Source organism: Nocardia sp. NPDC049526, assembly GCF_044465765.1.
GTDB lineage: Bacteria > Actinomycetota > Actinomycetes > Mycobacteriales > Mycobacteriaceae > Nocardia.
Genome location: NZ_JBITMA010000001.1, coordinates 1,081,899 through 1,101,685 on the forward strand (window position 1 = coordinate 1,081,899; position 19,787 = coordinate 1,101,685).

General features: G+C 65.1%; 23 protein-coding genes. 17 read left to right on the forward strand and 6 right to left on the reverse strand.

Annotation, left to right across the window (positions count from 1 at the left end; all coding sequences use genetic code 11):
- Positions 1-16: 16 nt before the first annotated feature.
- The 17 genes from folB (at position 17) to ACIBW7_RS04840 (ending at position 16,245) form a co-directional block, all read left to right on the forward strand.
- The gene (gene folB / locus ACIBW7_RS04760) at positions 17-424 is read left to right on the forward strand and encodes a dihydroneopterin aldolase (protein ID WP_397044235.1); all 408 of its coding nucleotides are present in this window, start codon (positions 17-19) and stop codon (positions 422-424) included.
- Positions 421-957 (forward strand): 2-amino-4-hydroxy-6-hydroxymethyldihydropteridine diphosphokinase, encoded by a 537-nt coding sequence (gene folK, locus ACIBW7_RS04765; RefSeq protein ID WP_397044029.1) that lies wholly within the window; start codon positions 421-423, stop codon positions 955-957. Before folB ends, folK begins: the two co-directional genes overlap by 4 nt.
- Positions 958-959: 2 nt before the next feature.
- Positions 960-1,430 (forward strand): DUF3180 domain-containing protein, encoded by a 471-nt coding sequence (locus tag ACIBW7_RS04770; RefSeq protein WP_327101850.1) that lies wholly within the window; start codon positions 960-962, stop codon positions 1,428-1,430.
- Between the two features lie 70 nt (positions 1,431-1,500).
- On the forward strand, positions 1,501-2,562 hold the full coding sequence (locus ACIBW7_RS04775) for a DUF6779 domain-containing protein (RefSeq protein WP_397044031.1): 1,062 nt from the start codon (positions 1,501-1,503) through the stop codon (positions 2,560-2,562).
- Between the two features lie 489 nt (positions 2,563-3,051).
- Positions 3,052-3,996 (forward strand): Rossmann-like and DUF2520 domain-containing protein, encoded by a 945-nt coding sequence (locus tag ACIBW7_RS04780; RefSeq protein WP_397044033.1) that lies wholly within the window; start codon positions 3,052-3,054, stop codon positions 3,994-3,996.
- Positions 3,993-4,949, forward strand: a complete 957-nt coding sequence (gene panC, locus ACIBW7_RS04785) for a pantoate--beta-alanine ligase (protein WP_397044035.1) — start codon at positions 3,993-3,995, stop codon at positions 4,947-4,949. The genes ACIBW7_RS04780 and panC overlap by 4 nt, the downstream gene beginning before the upstream one ends.
- Positions 4,950-4,962: 13 nt before the next feature.
- Positions 4,963-5,451: an aspartate 1-decarboxylase gene (panD, locus tag ACIBW7_RS04790; protein WP_397044037.1), complete on the forward strand. Its 489-nt coding sequence runs from the start codon at positions 4,963-4,965 to the stop codon at positions 5,449-5,451.
- A 4-nt stretch (positions 5,452-5,455) separates the two neighbouring features.
- Positions 5,456-6,250 (forward strand): type III pantothenate kinase, encoded by a 795-nt coding sequence (locus ACIBW7_RS04795; RefSeq protein WP_397044039.1) that lies wholly within the window; start codon positions 5,456-5,458, stop codon positions 6,248-6,250.
- A gap of 179 nt (positions 6,251-6,429) precedes the next feature.
- Entirely contained in the window at positions 6,430-7,056 is a 627-nt protein-coding gene (locus ACIBW7_RS04800) for a cysteine dioxygenase (protein ID WP_397044041.1), read from the forward strand.
- Positions 7,056-7,487 (forward strand): rhodanese-like domain-containing protein, encoded by a 432-nt coding sequence (locus ACIBW7_RS04805; RefSeq protein ID WP_397044043.1) that lies wholly within the window; start codon positions 7,056-7,058, stop codon positions 7,485-7,487. The genes ACIBW7_RS04800 and ACIBW7_RS04805 overlap by 1 nt, the downstream gene beginning before the upstream one ends.
- Positions 7,488-7,795: 308 nt before the next feature.
- Positions 7,796-9,262 (forward strand): lysine--tRNA ligase, encoded by a 1,467-nt coding sequence (lysS, locus tag ACIBW7_RS04810; RefSeq protein ID WP_397044238.1) that lies wholly within the window; start codon positions 7,796-7,798, stop codon positions 9,260-9,262.
- A gap of 115 nt (positions 9,263-9,377) precedes the next feature.
- On the forward strand, positions 9,378-9,737 hold the full coding sequence (locus ACIBW7_RS04815; RefSeq protein WP_040686163.1) for an Lsr2 family protein: 360 nt from the start codon (positions 9,378-9,380) through the stop codon (positions 9,735-9,737).
- A 252-nt stretch (positions 9,738-9,989) separates the two neighbouring features.
- On the forward strand, positions 9,990-10,550 hold the full coding sequence (locus ACIBW7_RS04820) for an FHA domain-containing protein (RefSeq protein WP_245672443.1): 561 nt from the start codon (positions 9,990-9,992) through the stop codon (positions 10,548-10,550).
- A 137-nt stretch (positions 10,551-10,687) separates the two neighbouring features.
- Positions 10,688-11,356 carry a DUF1772 domain-containing protein gene (locus tag ACIBW7_RS04825; protein ID WP_397044045.1) on the forward strand — a complete coding sequence of 223 codons (669 nt, stop codon included), beginning with the start codon at positions 10,688-10,690 and terminating at the stop codon, positions 11,354-11,356.
- Between the two features lie 364 nt (positions 11,357-11,720).
- Entirely contained in the window at positions 11,721-12,659 is a 939-nt protein-coding gene (locus tag ACIBW7_RS04830; RefSeq protein WP_397044047.1) for an esterase/lipase family protein, read from the forward strand.
- A gap of 250 nt (positions 12,660-12,909) precedes the next feature.
- Positions 12,910-15,471 (forward strand): ATP-dependent Clp protease ATP-binding subunit, encoded by a 2,562-nt coding sequence (locus ACIBW7_RS04835; RefSeq protein WP_364489224.1) that lies wholly within the window; start codon positions 12,910-12,912, stop codon positions 15,469-15,471.
- 126 nt (positions 15,472-15,597) lie between these two features.
- The gene (locus ACIBW7_RS04840) at positions 15,598-16,245 is read left to right on the forward strand and encodes a VWA domain-containing protein (protein WP_397044050.1); all 648 of its coding nucleotides are present in this window, start codon (positions 15,598-15,600) and stop codon (positions 16,243-16,245) included.
- Between the two features lie 106 nt (positions 16,246-16,351).
- On the opposite strand, the gene ACIBW7_RS04845 is transcribed toward ACIBW7_RS04840, so the two are convergent.
- The 6 genes from ACIBW7_RS04845 to ACIBW7_RS04870 form a co-directional block, all read right to left on the reverse strand.
- Positions 16,352-17,194 carry an LLM class flavin-dependent oxidoreductase gene (locus tag ACIBW7_RS04845; protein WP_397044051.1) on the reverse strand — a complete coding sequence of 281 codons (843 nt, stop codon included), beginning with the start codon at positions 17,192-17,194 and terminating at the stop codon, positions 16,352-16,354.
- 109 nt (positions 17,195-17,303) lie between these two features.
- Positions 17,304-17,591 carry an SHOCT domain-containing protein gene (locus tag ACIBW7_RS04850; protein WP_397044053.1) on the reverse strand — a complete coding sequence of 96 codons (288 nt, stop codon included), beginning with the start codon at positions 17,589-17,591 and terminating at the stop codon, positions 17,304-17,306.
- Positions 17,592-17,723: 132 nt separating this feature from the next.
- Entirely contained in the window at positions 17,724-18,164 is a 441-nt protein-coding gene (locus ACIBW7_RS04855) for an OsmC family peroxiredoxin (protein WP_040686169.1), read from the reverse strand.
- Between the two features lie 112 nt (positions 18,165-18,276).
- The gene (locus ACIBW7_RS04860; protein ID WP_397044055.1) at positions 18,277-18,729 is read right to left on the reverse strand and encodes an SRPBCC domain-containing protein; all 453 of its coding nucleotides are present in this window, start codon (positions 18,727-18,729) and stop codon (positions 18,277-18,279) included.
- Between the two features lie 26 nt (positions 18,730-18,755).
- Complete coding sequence (locus ACIBW7_RS04865; RefSeq protein WP_397044058.1) at positions 18,756-19,076, reverse strand: DMT family transporter; 321 nt, start codon at positions 19,074-19,076, stop codon at positions 18,756-18,758.
- 38 nt (positions 19,077-19,114) lie between these two features.
- A complete protein-coding gene (locus ACIBW7_RS04870; protein WP_397044060.1) occupies positions 19,115-19,759 on the reverse strand; it encodes an FMN-dependent NADH-azoreductase in 645 nt (214 codons plus the stop codon).
- Positions 19,760-19,787: the final 28 nt, after the last annotated feature.

Here is a 19,787-nt window from a genome sequence, read left to right on the forward strand (position 1 = left end):
ATCGCGCAGCAATTCGATGAGGGGTGGTGGCCGGGAAACGGGTGTGCCCGAGCAACTGGACCGGATCGAGCTGCGCGGCCTGCGCGCCTATGGCTATCACGGCTGCTTCGACTACGAACGCCGCGACGGCCAGGAGTTCCTGGTCGATCTGACGGTATGGACCGATTTCGCCGCCGCCGCGGCCACCGACGATCTCGCGAACACCATCGACTACGGCGCGCTCGCCGAGCGCGCCGTGCAGATCATCCAGGGCCCGCCGCGCAATCTCATCGAAAAGGTGGTCGCCGAGATCGCCGACGATGTGATGACCGATCCCCGCATCCAGTCGGTCGAGGTCGTCGTGCACAAACCGTCCGCGCCGATTCCGCATACCTTCGCCGATGTCCGCGTGGTCACCTCGCGGCAGCGGGGAGTCGTGGCATGACCCGCGCGGTCTTGTCGATCGGCTCGAATCTGGGCGATCGGCTCGCACATCTGCGCAGTGTTGTCGAGGGGTTGGGGGATCGGGTGGTCGCGATTTCGCCGGTGTACTCGACTGCGCCATGGGGCGGGGTCGAACAGGATGACTATCTCAATGCCGTTGTGCTGGTTGATGATCCGGAAGTCGGCGCGCACGATTGGCTGCGCCTCGGACAACAGTTGGAGCAGGCCGCCGGGCGGGTGCGCGAGGTGCGTTGGGGCGCGCGCACTCTCGATGTCGACGTGGTGTGGTGTGCCGAGGGTGGCGTGGTCTGCCGCAGCGACGATCCGGAATTGACCCAGCCGCATCCGCAGGCGCACAACCGGGCCTTTGTACTCATCCCGTGGCTGGATGTGCAGCCGGACGCGGAACTCGACGTCGATGGAACCGCCCGGCCGGTGCGCGACTGGCTTGCCGAACTCGACGCGGCCGAACGCGCCGGAGTCCGGCCGACCGAATTCGTGCTGTCGGCTGCTGCGGAGGGATCGGCGTCGTGAAACTGAAGCCGACCCGGATCCTCGATCTCATCGCCAATGTCGTTATCGCGGCGCTCATCGCCTGGGTGCTCACGCGGATGGCCTATGGTAGTTTCCCGCCGATCTCGATTTACGCGGGCGCATCGCTTTATCCGGTCGCCGCGATCGAAGTTGCGCTCGGCTTCGTAATCCGCGGACGGGTCAATGAACATCAGATCGGCGACGGCAGCCATCAGCTGCATCCGATCACCGCGGCCCGCGCGGTCGCGTTGGCGAAGGCGTCCGCGCAGGTCGGCTCGCTTGCCGCCGGTGTCTGGCTGGGTTTCCTTTTCTGGGTCTTTCCGCAGCGCGGCACCTTGAATGCGGCGGGTGCGGATAGTCCCGGCGCCATTGTCGGGATGCTGGCGGGGGTGGCTTTGGTAGCTGCGGCGTTGTGGCTGGAGTATTGCTGCCGGGCTCCCGAGGACCCATCGGATGATCCAGCAACTACATAGCAAATAATCCTGTCGGAATCACCGCATGTGAATCTGGGCGCGGCTGGCTGATCAAGCTACCCTGGCGTGCATGGTTTCACCCTCCCGCAGCAGCACCTCTCGTCGACGGCGGGACGACGCGGGAAAATTGTTCATCGGCGTATTGATTCTGCTCGGTCTGGTTGCCAGCGTTTTCCTGGTTTTCAGTGACCGTCTGCAGTTTGTTCGGATCGGCTTGGTGGCGGCGCTGTGGGCGGCCGTCATCGGCGCGTTGGCCGCGACGCGGTACCGCAAGGAAGCCACGATCGATAAGGCCAAGGTCCGTGACCTGCAGACGGTGTACGAGCTCCAGTTGGAACGCGAGGTGACCGCCCGGCGCGAATACGAGCTCGGCGTCGAGGCGCGGGTGCGCGCGGAAGTGGGTGCCGATGCGGCCGAAATGGCCGCGCTGCGCGCCGAACTGACCGTGCTCCGGGAGAGTCTGCAGCGGCTCTTCGACGGTGATCTGCCGATGGATCGACCCGCATTGCGCGCCGATGCGACCCGGATTCACGAGTTGCCGAGCGCATTCGGAAATTCGGCCAACAATAGCTCGGCGAATGCCGACACCTGGCTGGACATGGCGTTCCAGCAATCTCCCAGCACCTTAACCCCGGTCTTCGAATCGGATCATCCGGAGCCTCCGCGGTTCGCCAGCCCCTTCGACGATCCGGTGACCGCGGAGACCGCGGTCGTCTCCCTCGACGATCTCGATGATGCGGATATCACCGACGCCGAGGTCGACGACATCCGCGACAACGACCCGCTCACCACCACTGGCGGCTGGGCCGACGCGTTCACCGAGGATCCGGCAAAGACCGGTGTCCCCCCGCGGCTGCAGCCGTTGGAGTACACCGTGCCGCCGCGCCTGTCGGAGCCGGAGCCGTCCGAACCCGAGTCACATGACCCCTCGACACCGGAGCCGTCCACCCCGACGCCACACCCGGAGCCCACCCCGCATCCGACGACCGCGGTCCCGCCCCTCGGCGCCAGCTCCCGCCGCCGTCGCCGAGTAGATCCGGATGCTGACTCCGGCAACTCGTCACGCCGACTTTCGGTCGCCGAGATCATGGCCAACCTGCAATCCGAAGAGAAGGGCCGTACGGGGCGCTGATCAGCGCCGAGCGATGAGGGTTCCGCCCCAGCGACCCCAACGGAGCGAGTCTTACGAGCGACCGTTCGCGGCCCGTCTCGCCTCCGAGTCGTCCAAGCGCTTGCGCCGCAGGCGTCGGACTCGACCATCCGTGGCGCGTACACCGGTGGCCAAACGATCCGCCATCGGTGACCCCGACGGAGCGAGTCTTACGAGCGACCGTTCGCGGCCCGTCTCGCGTCCGAGTCGTCGAAGCGCTTGCGCCGCAGGCGTCGGACTCGACCATCCGTGGCGTGTGCATCGCTGGCCGGACGATCCGCTACCGGTGACCCCGACGGAGCGAGTCTTACGAGCGAACCCGCAGCGCCGAAGGCGCTGCAAATCAAACACAACACTGCGGTGTAAATCACGCGGTGCCCCGTGGCATCGGCAAGCCATGGGCCGATATTCTCGGTGCGGAACGTCTGGTACCCGGCTGCCCGGGACTGGAACGACATCGAGAGGACAACGTTGACCTCGAGAAGCGTCAACCCTGACAACGCTGCTTCGGGTGACCCCGCGCCTGCACGCTTGACGGTGGGAATCGTCTCGGCGGGACGCGTCGGCTCCGCACTCGGTGCGGCGCTAGAGCGCGCCGGACATGTGGTGTTCGGCGTGGCCGCCATTTCCGATGCCTCGGTGCATCGGGCCCGCACTCGACTGCCCGATTCCGAGATCCTGCCGGTCGAGGAGGTGGCCGCACGCAGCGAACTGCTGCTGCTGGCCGTACCCGATGCCGAACTACCCGGGCTGGTGCGCGGGCTCGCATCCGCGGGTGTGGTCCGGGCCGGCACCATCGTCGCGCACACCTCCGGCGCCAATGGCGTCGGCGTGCTTGCTCCGCTGGCCGAGCGTGGCGTACTTCCGCTGGCCATCCATCCGGCCATGACCTTCACCGGACACGACGAGGACGTCGCCCGGCTCGGCAATGCCTGCTTCGGCATTACCGCCGCCGACGAAATCGGCTTCGCCATCGCGCAATCGCTGGTGATCGAAATGGGCGGCGAGCCGGTTCGGGTGCAGGAAGAAAATCGCCAGCTCTATCACGCGGCGCTCGCACACGGCAGTAATCACCTGGTCACGGTCATTCTGGACGCGGTCGACGCACTGCGCGCCGCCCTGGCGGGCCCGGGCCTGCTCGGCCAGCAGATCGTCGACGATCAACCCAACGGTCTGGCCGAACGCCTGCTCGCCCCCTTGGCCTCGGCCGCGCTCGACAATGCCCTGCGCCGCGGTCAGTCCGCGTTGACCGGCCCGGTGGCGCGCGGCGACGCGGATGCCGTTGCCGCCCATCTGACCGCCCTGGAAGCGGTCGATACCCGGCTGGCCGCGGGCTATCGCGCCATGTCGCTGCGCACGGCCGAACGCGCCAAGACCAATCCGGCTCTGATCGAGCTGCTGGAGGGAGGCCGATGATGGATCCGAAATTGCGCGGCGCGTATCGGCGCGGCGAGCTGACCGTGCACCATGATCCCGAGGTGATCGCCGCGGTGTCCAAGGCCTTGCGCGGTGTCGGCCGTACCGTCGGCCTGGTGCCGACGATGGGCGCACTGCACGAGGGGCACCTCGAGATCGTGCGCCGGGCCAAGCGGACCAATCAGGTGGTCATCGTCTCGATTTTCGTGAATCCCCTGCAGTTCGGTGCGAACGAGGATCTGGACAAATACCCGCGGACCCTCGACGCCGACGTCGAGTTGCTTCGCAACGAGGGGGTTGAGCTGGTATTCGCGCCGAGCGCGTCGGATATGTACCCGGACGGGCCGCGCACCACCGTGCATCCCGGCCCGATCGGCGCCGAGCTCGAAGGCGCCAGCCGCCCGACGCATTTCGCGGGCATGCTGACCGTGGTCGCGAAGCTGCTGAATATCGCGCGCCCGACCGAGGCTTTCTTCGGCGAGAAGGACTATCAGCAGCTCACGCTGATCCGGCAGATGGTGCGTGATCTGAATATGGATGTCAAGATCGTGCCGCTGCCGACGGTTCGCGAACCCGACGGCCTCGCACTGTCCTCCCGCAATCGGTATCTCGATGCGGCACAGCGGGAATCGGCGCTGGCCCTGTCGGCGGCGCTGGCTGCGGGTCGGCATGCGGGCGCGCTCGGCGCCGATGCCGTGCTGGCGGCCGCCCGTGCGGTACTCGACGCGACCTCCGGTATCGCTGTCGACTATCTCGAATTGCGGTCGTCCGCACTGGGCCCCGCCCCCGCGAACGGCAATGCGCGACTGCTGGTCGCCGCCAGGGTCGGCTCGACCCGCCTCATCGACAACACCGCCCTTGCACTCGGCGCACCCGTCGATGGTGGCCACCCCACACTTCCCGATTCGCGCACCGCCGCGACCGACTCCCAGCCTGCCCAGGCCAATATTTAGGAAGGCGACAGCGATGTTGCGCACCATGATGAAGTCGAAGATCCACCGTGCCACGGTGACCCACGCCGATCTGCACTATGTCGGGTCGGTGACCGTTGACCAGGATCTGCTCGACGCCGCCGATCTGCTCGAGGGTGAGCAGGTCTGCATTGTCGATATCGATAACGGCGCCCGCCTGGAGACCTATGTGATCGCCGGTGAGCGCGGCTCGGGTGTCATCGGGATCAACGGCGCCGCCGCCCATCTCGTGCATCCCGGCGATCTGGTCATCCTGATCGCCTACGGCATGATGGACGAGGCGGAGCTGAAGGAATACGCCCCGAAGGTCGTCTTCGTCGACGAGCGCAATCGTGCGACCGATCTCGGTTCCGATCCGGCGCATGCCCCGGCGGGTTCCGGTCTGGTCACCCCGCGCTCACTGACCGCGGTGCCCGATGCGGCGTTCCCGAGGCCCTCCGTGGTTACGCAGGCTGCCGCCTCCGTGCCCGTCGCTCACGCCTGAGCCGATGCTGCTGACCATCGATGTCCGAAATACGAGCATCGAACTCGGATTGTTCTCGGGCAGTGGTAATCACGCGAAGTTGGTGCGGCACTGGCGGATGCATACCAATCCGCTGCTGACCGCGGACGAATTCGCGATGCAGGTGCGCGGATTGGTCGGTGATCAGGTCGAGGAGATCGTCGGAGTTTCGGCGTTGTCCACCGTGCCGCCGGTACTGCGCGAGATCAGATCGATGCTCGATCGCTATTGGGATCATGTGCCGCACGTGGTGGTGGAACCCGGTGTGCGAACCGGTATTCCGCTGCTCGTCGACAATCCCAAGGAAATCGGCGCGGACCGCATCGTGAACACCCTTGCCGCACATCATCGTTTCGGCACGGCCGCGATTGTCGTGGATTTCGGCACCGCCACCACCGTTGATCTGGTATCGGCCAAGGGCGAGTTTCTCGGCGGTGTGCTCGCACCGGGTGTGGAGATCTCCAGCGAGGCGCTCATCGAGCGTGCCGCATTGCGCCGGGTGGAGTTGGCGCGGCCGCGCTCGGTGGTCGGCAAAAACACTGTCGAGGCCATCCAATCCGGCGCGATATTCGGCTTCGCCGGTTTGGTGGACGGTCTGATCGATCGGATTCGCGATGAATTCGACGCATTCGCCGGTGACGATGTCGCGGTGGTCGCGACCGGGGCCACCGCACCGCTGATCGTGCCGGAATCGGAGACCATCGACCATCACGAGCCGCATCTCACATTGACCGGATTGCGCCTGGTCTACGAGCGCAATCAGCGCCGTAAGGGTGGTTGATATGCCCACCCGGGGTGCTCACGCATGACCGGGCGCTTTGCCGCCGGTTTTCGCGCTGCTACACTCGCATCCGTGTATTCGCGCGTGAGCACCCAGGAGTGTTGTCGAGGCTGACCTGCCTCGACCGTTCGAGGCTGACCAAGTCCCTCGACCGTTGACATACTCCTGGAGATTCGCTGATGCGTTCTTCTGTTCTTTCCCTCGATTCCGCACGTAATGCCCTTTCGGCTACCCCGCCGTTGGATCGTGCCGTCTCCTCCGCATTACCCACCCGCCTGCGTCCCGCCGATCTGCTCCGGCTGACCGACGAGGGCGCCGAAGACGTACTCGCGGGACGCTACGACCATCTGTTGCCGGCCAACGGAATTTGGCCGACCGATGAGCGCTGGGCCACCCGGCTGCTTTCCGACGACGAGGTCGATGTCTGGCTGATCAGCTGGACTCCCGGCAAATCCACCGATTTGCACGACCACGCCGGTTCGCTCGGCGCATTGACCGTGCTCAGCGGCGCGCTCTCGGAATTCCGCTGGAACGGAACGGAACTGCGCAGGCGCACGCTGACCGCGGGTGATCAGGCCTCCTTCCCGATCGGCTGGGTGCACGATGTGATGCGCGCACCCGCGGCCGATTGCTTGCAGGTCGCTCGAAACGGCACAACGGAATCCGCCGGGCCGCTCGATCCGACGCTCAGCGTGCACGCTTATTCACCGCCGCTCACCGCCATGTCCTATTACGAGGTGACCGGCCACGGCACCCTGCGGCGCTCCCGAACCGTCCTCACCGACCAGCCCGAAGGTGATATGTGATGACCCGTTTGACCATCGATCAGATGCTCGACAACGCGCGGGCCCGCCTGAATCGGATCTACGCCTTCGAAACGCCGCAGGCGCTCGATCGGGGCGCGATTCTGGTCGATATCCGGCCGCAGGCACAGCGCGCACGTGAGGGCGCGCTGCCGGGCGCGCTGGTGATCGAACGGAATGTCCTGGAATGGCGTTTGGATCCGTCGAGTTCGGCTCGGCTGGCACTGGCCACCGATCACGATGTGGAATGGATCGTCGTCTGCTCGGAGGGCTTTACCTCCAGTCTCGCCGCGGCCGCGCTGCAGGAACTCGGTCTGCATCGGGCCACCGATGTGATCGGTGGCTATCAGGCAATGAAGGCGGCCGGTCTGCTCAGTGTCGGGGTCCGGGCGCCGCACTTCGCCCGCGAGGTCGAGGCGCTGGCAACACTGTAAATTCGGACAGAACACTTCCATCTCGAAACATACGGGCGCGCAATGGCTTTCGGATGATTGCCAGAGCGCGTCCGCTATTCGGCGTGCCGGAGAAGGTCGCGAAACAGGACATGACGGACCGTTCCGGGCACGGCTGATTCGTTAGCGGCCGGTCGTGCCCGGGCGGCTCGCAAATCGATTTCCGGTGCCCGCTAGTGTTGTTGAACGTGAGCAACCCGAACACGCCTTCATCCGGTCGCTCCGCGGGTTCGGTTCCTGCGGGGCAAGCCAACCGTCCCGCGCCCGCCGCGGACGATGTTCCGGAGCAGATGCGGATTCGGCGCGAGAAGCGCGAGCGGTTGATCGCCGATGGCGGTGACGCCTATCCGGTGGTGGTGCCGCGTACACATACTCTCGGCGAAATTCGGGCCGCCTATCCGGAGCTCGAGCCGGACACCCAGACCGGTCTGCAGGCCGGTGTCGTCGGGCGCGTCATTTTCCTGCGTAATACCGGCAAGCTGTGTTTCGCGACACTGCAGGAGGGTGACGGCACCAAACTGCAGGCGATGATCAGCCTCAACGGTGTCGGAGCCGACGCACTGGCGGCCTGGAAGGCCGATGTAGACCTCGGAGACTTCGTATTCGTGCACGGCGAGGTGATCTCCTCACGAACCGGTGAATTGAGCGTCATGGCCGATTCCTGGGCCATGTCGGCCAAGGCCCTGCGGCCGCTGCCGGTGGCGCACAAGGAGATGAACGAGGAGTCGCGGGTTCGGCAGCGCTATGTCGATCTGATCGTGCGCCCCGAGGCCAGGGAAATGGCCAGGACCAGGGTCGCGGTGGTGCGCGCGCTGCGCAATGCGCTCGAGCGCCGCGGCTTCCTCGAGGTGGAGACGCCGATGCTGCAGACGCTGCACGGCGGTGCGGCGGCACGACCGTTCGTCACCCATTCCAATGCCCTCGATATCGATCTCTACCTGCGAATTGCGCCCGAACTGTTCCTCAAGCGCTGTGTGGTGGGCGGCCTGGAACAGGTCTTCGAGATCAACAGGAACTTCCGGAACGAGGGGTCGGACTCCACGCATTCCCCGGAGTTCGCAATGTTGGAAACCTATGAGGCATACGGCACCTACGATGACTCCGCACGGATGATTCGGGAATTGGTGCAGGAAGTTGCCGAGGAGGTCTTCGGCACGCAGGTGGTAACCCTCGCAGACGGCACCGAATACGATCTTCGCGGTGAGTGGGCGACGGTCGAGATGTACCCCTCGCTGTCGGACGCACTGGGTGTATCGGTGACTCCGGAAACTTCGATCGAGGAATTACTTGCACTCGCCGATCGGGTCGGACTCGAAATTCCCGAGGACAAGGGCTATGGCCACGGCAAACTTGTCGAAGAACTATGGGAGCACCAGTACGGTGACAAGCTCTACGCCCCGACTTTCGTGCGTGACTTCCCGGTCGAGACATCACCGCTGACCAGACAGCATCGCAGCAAGCCTGGAGTTACCGAGAAGTGGGACCTCTATGTGCGCGGCTTCGAGTTGGCAACTGGCTATTCGGAGTTGGTCGATCCGGTGATCCAGCGCGAGCGGTTCGTGGATCAAGCGCGGCTTGCCGCACAAGGTGATGACGAGGCGATGGCACTCGACGAGGACTTCCTCGCGGCGATGGAGCACGGCATGCCTCCGACAACGGGTACGGGTATGGGAATCGATCGCTTGTTGATGGCACTCACGGGATTCGGAATCCGGGAAACGATACTGTTCCCAATTGTGCGTCCAGTCACTCGCTGACGATCGGTTTGCATAGTTCGGCCCTCGTCTTGGAATTTTTCGAATTCGGGGTATTCTTGCCTCGGGTAATCGGCCTAGTATGCGGGTCGCACGATTTCGAGAGGACGTTCATCTCATGGCAAAGAAGGTCACCGTTAGCCTGATCGACGATGTCGATGGTGAGTCCATCGCGGACGAGACCATTGAGTTTGCGATCGACGGTGTGTCGTACGAGATCGACCTGTCGTCGGCAAATGCGGCGAAGCTGCGCGACGGCTTGGAAGAGTGGGTTTCGAGTGCTCGGCGGGTCAGTGGTCGGCGGCGGGTCAAGGCTGCTGTCGCTGCTCCCGGAGCTGCAAAGAGCCGGGTCTCGATCGATCGTGAACAAAGCGCTGCAATTCGCGAGTGGGCGCGCCGGAATGGACACAAGGTGTCCGCGCGGGGTCGTATCTCGGCCGACATCACCGATGCGTACAACAAGGCCGCGAAGGGCTGAGTTCTTATTTAATTTGGGCTGCCGCCCGGGCGAATCGTGCGACGCCCGGGCGGCGGCTCGTTTGTGATAGGCCTTCGATATGAGGAAGGTCCGGAGTCGACTCGATCTTGCTCGCGGTACCAGGACGCGGCACCATGGAACTGTGCGAAGAGCGTCACTGGCGGTATGGAGAGATGAGGTATCGGCGCAGTGACTGGTTTCGTCGGATCGCTACTGCGATTCACTGATGACTCGGGTCGGCAGCAGGAGTTCATGCTCACCCCGGACCAGCAGCGCGTCACCATCGGGCGTTCCCCGCAGGCCGATCTGGCGCTGCGCTGGGACGCGGAGGTCTCGCGGCTGCATGCGGCGGTCGAATATCTCGGCGCGCACTGGACGATCGTCGATGACGGCCTGTCCCGCAACGGCACCTTCGTCAACGGTGAGCGACTCGTCGGGCGGCGGCGGCTGATGGCGGGCGATCGGATCCGGGTCGGTACCTCGCTGGTCTCGTTCCACGATTTCGGTGGCGTCGTCGATGATGCGACGCGGACCTCGACCGGCACTATTCCCACGCTGCGCTCACTGACCGATACCCAGCGCGCGGTGCTGGTCGCGCTGTGCCGTCCATATAAGAACGGTGCGGGTTTCGCGACTCCGGCTTCGAATCAACAGATCGCCGAGGAATTGTTCCTCAGCGTCGATGCGATCAAGACACATCTGCGGGCACTGTTCGCCAAGTTCGGTGTGGAAAATCTGCCGCAGAATCAGAAAAGAGTCCGACTGGCCGGTTTGGCCATGCAAAGTGGTTTGATCTCCGACCGAGACTTGTGACTCGGGCGGGCGTGGACTCTCGCTTAGGTGGCCGAGCGCTTGAACCATGGATGGTCGCGACGGTTACCGGTGTACTTGAAACATCGCCGGACCGAGCAAATCGGACCAGGTCCGGGTTTCCGAGGCAGGAGAAATTCATGTTCGCGCTACGACTCGCCGCGCTGGTGGCGGCTACCCTCGCAACCGGCTTGATCGCGGGCGTTTTCTACGCTTATGCGACATCGGTGATGCCCGCGCTGAACCGCACCGATGATCGCGCGATGATCGATGTGATGCAGAAGATCAATGTGGTCATCATCAACCCGTGGTTCATGCTCGGATTCCTCGGCACCGTCGGCTTCACCCTCCTCGCGGCGGCGCTGCACCTGGGCAAGGAACACCGCACCACCTTGATCTGGCTCGGTGTGGCCTTGGCACTCAATGTGATCGCCTTCGCGGTCACCTCCGGATTGAATGTTCCGCTCAACGACCAACTCGCGGCGGCAGGCGACCCGGCCCAGATCGGTGACCTGGCAAAGGTGCGCGCCGATTTCGAATCCACTTGGGTCCGTTGGAATATCCTCCGCGCAATCCTGCACACACTGGCCTTCCTCGTGCTGACCGGGGCGCTGTTCGTGGCGGGCATCCAGCACGGTCGCACGCAGGCCGCGGGTGCGGTTGGCACACAGCAGGTTTCGCAGTCGCGGCCGATGCCGAGTGTCGGTCCGCAGTCCGCCGGTCAGCCGTACCGGGCGCCGATCATGGCTCAGCAGTACGGATTCGGGCAGTCCGGTTCGCAGCCGACGGGTGCGCATACGCTGGTTTAGAAACCGACCGCAATACCGCTGGCTCTCTGCCGCCTTCGGCGGGTCGATCATTGATCGGCCCGCCGAAGGCGTTTCGGCGTCACGTCGGCGCACCGGGCAGCACAGTTCGACGTCCTTGGGCCGCGGCAATCGCGCGAGCGCGGGGCCGGGCGCGACAGCCGGAGTGGGCGAGATCGATGCCGTTCGCCTCCCGAATCGACGCCGGTAACTCACGCCGTACGAACACAATCGAAACGCTACGGATGCATAGCCGGTGAGCATCGGGCGGTAAACGAGATTCGCATGCCGACTTGCTCGAACTGCCCTCGGGGTGGCGATAAGTTGCGCTACGTTCTGGAACACGTTTCAGATTGTGGAGGTCTCCATGCGGCGTGTTTCCGGGTCCGCACTCGTTATTGCCGTGCTGGCCGTGCTGTGGGTTGGTGCGGGTGGTAGTGCGCAGGCCGAATATCCGGTCGACTACAACTTCTTTGCCGGAATTCCGAATGAGCTGGTGAATCACGGTGGCTCGCTGCCGGGTTCGAATGATTGGGGGTGCCGGCCCAGTGCGGCGCATCCGAATCCGGTGGTGCTCGCGCACGGTACGGGTGGTGGGGCGCAGACGAATTGGGGGCTGTACGCGCCGCTGCTCGCGAATGAAGGTTACTGCGTCTTCTCGCTGACTTACGGCGCCTACGATCTGCCGTGGCCGATCTCCGCGGTCGGCGGGATGCTGCCGATCGAGCAGAGCGCGGTGCAGTTCGGTGCGTTCGTGGATCGGGTGCTCGCGGCCACCGGGGCGAGCAAGGTGGATGTGGTCGGGCATTCGCAGGGCACGGTGCTGCCGAACTACTACGCCAAGCGGCTCGGCGGTGCGGACAAGATCGATAAATATGTATCGATCGCACCGGCCTGGCGCGGTACCAATGCGGGCGGTGGGGCGGATGTGGCCGCATTCGCCGACCGGCTCGGCGCCGGGCCCTACTTCCAGGCCGCGGCGGGTTCGCTGTGCCAGGCCTGCACCGAGCTGTTGCGCGATTCGGCCTTCCTGCGGGATCTCAACAGCGACGGCGTCTACCTTCCCGGCATCACCTATACCAACATCATGGGCAGCCTCGACGAGATCGTCGTCCCCTACGACTCGGGCTTCGTGCCCGGGCCGAACGCGACGAATATCGTCGTCCAGGACGGCTGCGCGACCGACTTCTCCGAACATCTGGCGATTGCCGGCAGTCCCCGCACCGCCCGCTTCGTGCTCAACGCCCTCGATCCGGCGCATGCGCGCGAGGTGCCGTGCGAGTTCGTCCCGCCGTTCACCGGGTAACACCCACGGCTGGGAAGCGGCGACCGGCGATTTCGCTCAGGGCAAAACCTGAGCGGAAACGTATCCCGCAACAAGCACGTTATGAGTGAATGACCGTGTTGTCGCCGGTCCCCAATAGGGTGGACTGGAGGCGGCGTAATCCCCTGCCAACTAGAGTGGAGGCCGGGGCCGCAACCCCCGGGCTTCATGGCAGGCTGACGCCACGGAAGCGTCGGATGCCAGAATTTCGGAGCAGGAGAGTGAGGGAGCGATGTTCGAGAGGTTCACCGACCGCGCGAGGCGCGTCGTTGTCCTGGCCCAAGAAGAGGCCCGGATGCTCAACCACAACTACATCGGCACCGAGCACATCCTGCTTGGGTTGATCCACGAGGGCGAGGGCGTAGCGGCGAAGTCGCTGGAATCCCTTGGTATTTCGCTGGAGGGTGTGCGCAGCCAGGTGGAGGAGATCATCGGCCAGGGCCAGCAGGCCCCGTCCGGTCACATCCCGTTCACCCCGCGTGCCAAGAAGGTGCTGGAACTGAGCCTGCGCGAGGCGCTGCAGCTCGGCCACAACTACATCGGCACCGAGCACATTCTGCTCGGCCTGATCCGTGAAGGTGAGGGTGTCGCGGCGCAGGTGCTGGTGAAGCTGGGTGCGGATCTCAACCGGGTGCGCCAGCAGGTCATCCAGCTGCTGTCCGGATACCAGGGCAAGGAGCCGGTGGAATCCGGTTCGCGCGGCGAGGCCGGTACCCCGTCCACCTCGCTGGTGCTCGACCAGTTCGGCCGCAACCTGACCCAGGCCGCCCTCGAGGGCAAGCTCGACCCGGTCATCGGCCGCTCGAAGGAAATCGAGCGCGTCATGCAGGTGCTGAGCCGCCGTACCAAGAACAACCCGGTCCTCATCGGCGAGCCCGGTGTCGGTAAGACCGCCGTGGTCGAGGGTCTGGCCCAGGCCATCGTCAACGGCGAGGTCCCGGAGACGCTGAAGGACAAGCAGCTCTACACCCTCGACCTGGGTTCCCTGGTCGCGGGCAGCCGCTACCGCGGTGACTTCGAAGAGCGCCTGAAGAAGGTGCTCAAGGAGATCAACACCCGCGGCGACATCATCCTGTTCATCGACGAGCTGCACACGCTCGTCGGCGCGGGTGCCGCCGAGGGCGCGATCGACGCCGCTTCGATCCTGAAGCCGAAGCTGGCCCGCGGTGAGCTGCAGACCATCGGTGCGACCACCCTCGACGAGTACCGCAAGTACATCGAGAAGGACGCCGCACTCGAGCGCCGGTTCCAGCCGGTGCAGGTCGGCGAGCCGACAGTCGAGCACACCATCAATATCCTCAAGGGTCTGCGCGACCGCTACGAGGCGCATCACCGGGTGTCCATCACCGACGGCGCGCTGGTGGCCGCGGCCACCCTGGCCGACCGCTACATCAACGACCGGTTCCTGCCGGACAAGGCGATCGACCTGATCGACGAGGCCGGGGCGCGCATGCGCATCCGTCGCATGACCGCCCCGCCGGACCTGCGCGAATTCGACGACAAGATCGCCGATGCGCGCCGGGAGAAGGAAAGCGCCATCGACGCGCAGGACTTCGAGAAGGCGGCACGGCTGCGCGATAAGGAAAAGCAGCTGGTCGCCAAGCGCGCCGAGCGCGAAAAGCAGTGGCGCTCCGGTGATCTGGATGTCGTGGCCGAGGTCGACGACGAGCAGATCGCAGAGGTGCTGGCCAACTGGACCGGTATCCCGGTGTTCAAGCTCACCGAGGAGGAGACCACCCGTCTGCTCCGCATGGAGGACGAGCTGCACAAGCGGATCATCGGCCAGGAGGACGCGGTCAAGGCCGTCTCCAAGGCGATCCGCCGCACCCGCGCCGGGCTGAAGGATCCGAAGCGTCCCTCGGGCTCGTTCATCTTCGCCGGTCCGTCCGGTGTCGGTAAGACCGAGCTGTCCAAGGCGCTGGCGAACTTCCTGTTCGGCGACGACGACGCGCTCATCCAGATCGATATGGGCGAGTTCCACGACCGCTTCACCGCATCGCGGCTCTTCGGTGCCCCGCCCGGGTACGTGGGCTACGAAGAGGGCGGCCAGCTCACCGAGAAGGTGCGCCGCAAGCCGTTCTCGGTCGTTCTGTTCGACGAGATCGAAAAGGCACATCAGGAGATCTACAACACCCTGTTGCAGGTCCTCGAGGACGGTCGTCTCACCGACGGTCAGGGACGTACGGTCGACTTCAAGAACACCGTGCTGATCTTCACCTCGAACCTGGGTACCTCGGACATCTCCAAGGCGGTCGGCCTGGGCTTCACCCAGTCCAACGCCGAGGGCTCGAACTACGAGCGGATGAAGCTCAAGGTCAACGACGAGCTGAAGAAGCACTTCCGGCCCGAGTTCCTCAACCGCATCGACGACGTGATCGTCTTCCACCAGCTCACCACGGATCAGATCGTGGAGATGGTGGATCTGATGATCGGCCGCGTCGCCACGCAGCTGAAGAACAAGGACATGGAGATCGAGCTGTCCCCGCAGGGCAAGGCACTGCTTGCCAAGCGCGGCTTCGATCCGGTGCTCGGCGCCCGGCCACTGCGCCGGACCATCCAGCGCGAGATCGAGGACCAGCTGTCGGAGAAGATCCTCTTCGGCGAGATCGGCCCGGGACAGACCATCGTGGTCGACGTCGAGGGCTGGGACGGCGAGGGTTCGGGCGAGAACGCCAAGTTCACCTTCACCGGCAAGGCGAAGCTGACCAAGGCGGCAGCGACCGAGGAGAAGCCGGAGGTCGTGCTCACGGGTGCGGGCGAAGGCACCACCACGGCCGAGGCTGCCGGCGAGTAAGTCGCAACGGCCGGAAGATGCCGCCCACCGGATTTCCGGTGGGCGGCATTTTTCTGGAATTCGCACGCTCGAGCAGCGGCGTACCGTGGGGAGCGGTCATTCGGACAACTATCACGGGGGTGCTAGGTGACAAATTCAGATCTGACATTGATCGCGGTTCTGCTGGATCGGTCTGGTTCCATGCAGGCGATAAAAACCGATACCGAGGGCGGCTTCGATGCCTACATCGAAGAACAGCGCAAGGTGCCGAAGACGACACTGGTGACGCTGGCGCAGTTCGATACCGAATACGAACTGGTCTATGCGAATCGGCCGATCGCCGAGGTACCGCCGCTGAGCCTGCAGCCGCGCGGTGGAACCGCGCTGTATGACGCGGTGGGGCGGCTGGTCACCGATGTCGGCCGGGAACTCTCGGCTCGACCTGAGCATGAGCGCCCGGGCACGGTGATCGTCGTTGTACTGACCGATGGGCACGAGAATTCCAGCCGGGAATGGACGCATGCCGCGGTCCGGTCGCTGATTACGCAGCAGCAGGAGGTGTACTCCTGGGATTTCGTATTCCTCGGCGCGAATATGGATGCGGTGGCGGTGGGGTCCGAATTGGGGTTCGATCCGCGGCGCTCGCTGACCTACGGTGCGACGCCGGCGGGGGCGGCGGGGGCATTCGCATCGGCCGCGGCGTATTCGGCGCGGCGCAGTATGGCCGCGCCCGGGCAGGCGGTGGATGGATTCACCGATGCCGAACGGCAGGCGGCCAATCCGGACGCGCAGTAGTTTCGCAGGCAGTTGTGCCCGATGACGGGCGCGCATATCAGCACAGCGCCACGGTCGCGAGAATTGCGGCCGTGGCGCTGTGGCGGGTGACGGTTTCCGTCCGGGGTCAGACAGTCTGGTTTGTGAATAGGGCGAGTGCCGGGGCGAAGGCTTCGGCCAGTTCGCCGGGGACGATCAGTTCATCGATGCCGTACTTCTCCCGGCGGTATTCGAGCACCTCGGCGACGGTGGCCGGATCGCCGTCCAGCACACCCGCCGATCCACCCGCGCGCAGTCCGTCCGCGGTGAGTCCGAGCCGCTTGCTCAACCAGAACGGCAGTTCGTCGCCGATGCCGACCAGCTGATGGGTGAAGCGCACATCGCGATCGGTATTGTCGCGCACGATCCGGACCATCTCGGCGAGATCGGCCTCGGTCGCGTCCGGCCCGGCGGCCAGCAATACCCGATCGGCGAAACCCGCTGCGACAGTGAGCATTCGAGGTCCATTCGCGGCCACGATGATCGGCAGCGCGGGATCGACCTGTTCACGAACGGCATGCACGGTGGCGATGAGTTGCTCGCGGCGTCGGGCCGCCGAACCCCAAGGCATACCGAGCCGTTCGGCCTCGGCGCTCGCATCGGGACGCCCCGACCCGATGCCGAGTTCGAATCGTCGGTCCGAAAGCAGTTGCAGTGCGGCGGTTTCGCGCACGGTGGCGGCTGGAGTCCGCAGGGGAGCGGCCAGTACGTTCGGGCGCAGTCGGATGGTGGTGGTCACCGCGGCGGCGGCCGCGAGTGTCGGGAACGGGGATGGGGTATCGAGCGTGTCCGGCAGCAGGATCGTTCGGTAGCCCTGCTGTTCGGCGCTCTGTACCGCGCGCACCCATTCGGCTCCCGATCGCGGTGTAATGACGGTTCCGAAGGTCATGCTCATGGTGTGGGTCTCCCGTGATTCGGGTCGAATAGTCATCGGTTCTGAATGAGGCCGTACGCTGCCGGCCGATATTTCGGGCAAACATGCGGTTGCGGTGCCCGCCGCTCGTGGGGCCGGGCGGCGGGCCTACCGAAAAGCTTGCGGCTCAGGTAGCGGGAGTCTCGCCACCGCGCGGCTTCGCTCCGCGCTCGCGCAGCACCGCCAGTCGACTGCGATATTGATCCTCGGTGATCTCGCCACGTGCGAACGCGGTACGCAGCGCACCGATTCCGCTCTGGTGTGCCCAGAACCGCCGCCGCGCGAATACGAAGAAGACAATGATGGTGGCCCAGAACAGCACTGGGAAGATCCAGAAGAACGGCCAGGGATGCCATCCGCCGTCATAGTGATCGGCCAAGAAGGTGATGGCCTCGGGTTGCGTGAAAATGTTCATGACCCAACCCTGCGCCCGACACCCGCACCCGGACATCGGCCTGCCGACGATGTTCGCCCTACGCCTGTGCGCGTACGCGGCGCTCGCATAACCACTGGGCTCCTCGCACTGGCCGTGCGAGGAGCCGGGAAGTCAGGCGAGGGCGGCGTCGAGGGTGATGTTGTCCACCCCGGCGAGGGCCTTGCTGACCGGGCAGCCCGCCTTGGCGGCGGCTGCCGCGGCGGCGAAGCCGTCGGCGTCCAGGCCGGAGACCCGGCCGCGGACGGTGAGTTTGATGGCGCTGATGCGGAAGCCGCCGTCCGGATCCGGGCCGAGGGTCACATCGGCGGTGACGTCCAGGCTCTCGGGCGTGCCGCCGGCATTGCCGATCTGGGCTGAGAGGGCCATGGCGAAGCAGGAGGAGTGCGCCGCCGCGATCAGTTCCTCGGGGCTGGTGGTGCCGTCGGCGTCGTCGGCGGCACGCTTGGGGAAGGAGACGTCGTACTTGCCGACACCGGAACTGGCCAACTCGACCTGGCCGGAGCCGTCCTGGAGGCCACCGGTCCAAGCGGTGCGCGCGGTACGTGTGGGCATCACGGTCCTTTCGAAGATGTGTGAATCACAATTCGCAGTCGAACCTACCCTCGCCGCCCCGGCGACGCGTGCGAAGGCGGCAGCCGGATTCGAGTGCCGCAGCGGATGATCGTCAGGCGGGCTCGGCCGTGCGCTGATCGAGCTGTTCGAGCACCGGCGGCCAGGCCTGCAAATGCCGGTCGCGGGCGGATTCATCGGCAAATCCCGCGTGCGCCAAGCGAAGTCGGGTGCCGGAGTGGATCGGCACGAGCTCGACCGTCACCACGGTTTCCGCGCCCTCGGTGCCGCCAGACCCGGTCACCCAGGTCAGCTCTACGATCTGATCCGGAACCAGGCGGAGAAACCGTCCGTGGTGCGGGCTGCGCATGCCCTGATATTCGGCCTCGAAGAAGAACGGCTCGTTCACGGCCGGTCGCATGAGGACCGACCCGGGGGTCGCGAACCAGTGGTCGAACCGCTCGGTCCAGGCCCGGTACAGCGCCGGTGGCGGCGCGGTCATCGTGCGCTCGACTTCGACCCCATAGGGGCGCGACGACAGATCGGGTACCCGCACTGGTTCGATCATGCTTCGGACTGTACCGCCGGACCTGCTCAGTCCGGATTGGTGACGCGCGCCAGCACGATGCCGCCGAGAATCAGCGACAGTGCCAGCAGCCGTCCGGCGCTCATCGGATCCTTGTTGATCACGACACCGAGGCTGATCGCGCCGACCGCGCCGATTCCGGTGAAGACCGCATAGGCCGTGCCGACCGGCAGCGTCTGCATGGCCCGCGACAGCAGATACACCGCGACCGCGCCGAGTACGAAGCAGATGACGGTCGGGACGAGGCGCGTGAAGTTCTCGGTCGGCTTGATGCTTTGCGACCAGATGATCTCCACCAGTCCGGCGATGCCGAGAATGATCCAATTCATCAGTACTCCGATCCTTTCGAGCGACCTGCAAGCAGTCGCTAGCGGCCGGCCAAATTGCGCGCGGATTCCATTGCGGCCGAATAGGATTCGTCATGCCGGCCGCGCAGGTGCGCCAGTGCCGGGTCCTGCCTCGAGTTGGCGAGTTCCGCATTGACGAAGACGGTGTCGGTGACGGCGAAATGTCCCGCGAAGAAATCGCGCAGATAGCGCTCTTGATAGTCGAAGGCGGCCTTGGGGGCGCCGGATGCGTACGACCCGCCGCGTGCGGAGACGACGACGAATCGCCTGTCGCCCAAGGACATTCGCGGAAAGGTCACCTGATCGAGCCAGGCCTTGAGCGCTGCCGGAATCGAGTAGTTGTACATCGGGGTGCCGATCAGTATCACATCGGCGGCCAGCACCTCGGTCAGCAGCGGTTCCACTATCGCCCAGGCGGTGGCCTGTTGCGGTGTGCGGACCAGTTCGGCGAGGCGGTTCAGATCGGTGCCTGGTTGGGCGAGGACGGCATCGCATAGTTCGGTCCATGCCTCGTCGATGAAGGGCACTGGCTCGGCCGCCAAGTCGCGATAGATGTAGCCGCCCTCGGGATTCCCGGCGCGCCATGCCTGGGCGAATGCCGCGCTCAGTTCCCGGCTGATGGAACGACGCCGGGCGCTGGCATCGAGGTGCAACAACGTGCTCATGATCTCTCCCGCGAATCTAACTGGACAC

What these genes read in the sequence shown, in the direction of transcription:
- folB (WP_397044235.1), top strand. Translation starts at nt 17, where the DNA reads ATGAGGGGTGGTGGCCGGGAAACGGGTGTGCCCGAGCAACTGGACCGG.
- folK (WP_397044029.1), top strand. Translation starts at nt 421, where the DNA reads ATGACCCGCGCGGTCTTGTCGATCGGCTCGAATCTGGGCGATCGGCTC.
- ACIBW7_RS04775 (WP_397044031.1), top strand. Translation starts at nt 1,501, where the DNA reads ATGGTTTCACCCTCCCGCAGCAGCACCTCTCGTCGACGGCGGGACGAC.
- panC (WP_397044035.1), top strand. Translation starts at nt 3,993, where the DNA reads ATGATGGATCCGAAATTGCGCGGCGCGTATCGGCGCGGCGAGCTGACC.
- panD (WP_397044037.1), top strand. Translation starts at nt 4,963, where the DNA reads ATGTTGCGCACCATGATGAAGTCGAAGATCCACCGTGCCACGGTGACC.
- ACIBW7_RS04795 (WP_397044039.1), top strand. Translation starts at nt 5,456, where the DNA reads ATGCTGCTGACCATCGATGTCCGAAATACGAGCATCGAACTCGGATTG.
- ACIBW7_RS04800 (WP_397044041.1), top strand. Translation starts at nt 6,430, where the DNA reads ATGCGTTCTTCTGTTCTTTCCCTCGATTCCGCACGTAATGCCCTTTCG.
- ACIBW7_RS04805 (WP_397044043.1), top strand. Translation starts at nt 7,056, where the DNA reads ATGACCCGTTTGACCATCGATCAGATGCTCGACAACGCGCGGGCCCGC.
- lysS (WP_397044238.1), top strand. Translation starts at nt 7,796, where the DNA reads ATGCGGATTCGGCGCGAGAAGCGCGAGCGGTTGATCGCCGATGGCGGT.
- ACIBW7_RS04815 (WP_040686163.1), top strand. Translation starts at nt 9,378, where the DNA reads ATGGCAAAGAAGGTCACCGTTAGCCTGATCGACGATGTCGATGGTGAG.
- ACIBW7_RS04820 (WP_245672443.1), top strand. Translation starts at nt 9,990, where the DNA reads ATGCTCACCCCGGACCAGCAGCGCGTCACCATCGGGCGTTCCCCGCAG.
- ACIBW7_RS04825 (WP_397044045.1), top strand. Translation starts at nt 10,688, where the DNA reads ATGTTCGCGCTACGACTCGCCGCGCTGGTGGCGGCTACCCTCGCAACC.
- ACIBW7_RS04830 (WP_397044047.1), top strand. Translation starts at nt 11,721, where the DNA reads ATGCGGCGTGTTTCCGGGTCCGCACTCGTTATTGCCGTGCTGGCCGTG.
- ACIBW7_RS04835 (WP_364489224.1), top strand. Translation starts at nt 12,910, where the DNA reads ATGTTCGAGAGGTTCACCGACCGCGCGAGGCGCGTCGTTGTCCTGGCC.
- ACIBW7_RS04845 (WP_397044051.1), bottom strand. Translation starts at nt 17,194, where the DNA reads ATGACTATTCGACCCGAATCACGGGAGACCCACACCATGAGCATGACC.
- ACIBW7_RS04850 (WP_397044053.1), bottom strand. Translation starts at nt 17,591, where the DNA reads ATGAACATTTTCACGCAACCCGAGGCCATCACCTTCTTGGCCGATCAC.
- ACIBW7_RS04855 (WP_040686169.1), bottom strand. Translation starts at nt 18,164, where the DNA reads ATGCCCACACGTACCGCGCGCACCGCTTGGACCGGTGGCCTCCAGGAC.
- ACIBW7_RS04860 (WP_397044055.1), bottom strand. Translation starts at nt 18,729, where the DNA reads ATGATCGAACCAGTGCGGGTACCCGATCTGTCGTCGCGCCCCTATGGG.
- ACIBW7_RS04865 (WP_397044058.1), bottom strand. Translation starts at nt 19,076, where the DNA reads ATGAATTGGATCATTCTCGGCATCGCCGGACTGGTGGAGATCATCTGG.
- ACIBW7_RS04870 (WP_397044060.1), bottom strand. Translation starts at nt 19,759, where the DNA reads ATGAGCACGTTGTTGCACCTCGATGCCAGCGCCCGGCGTCGTTCCATC.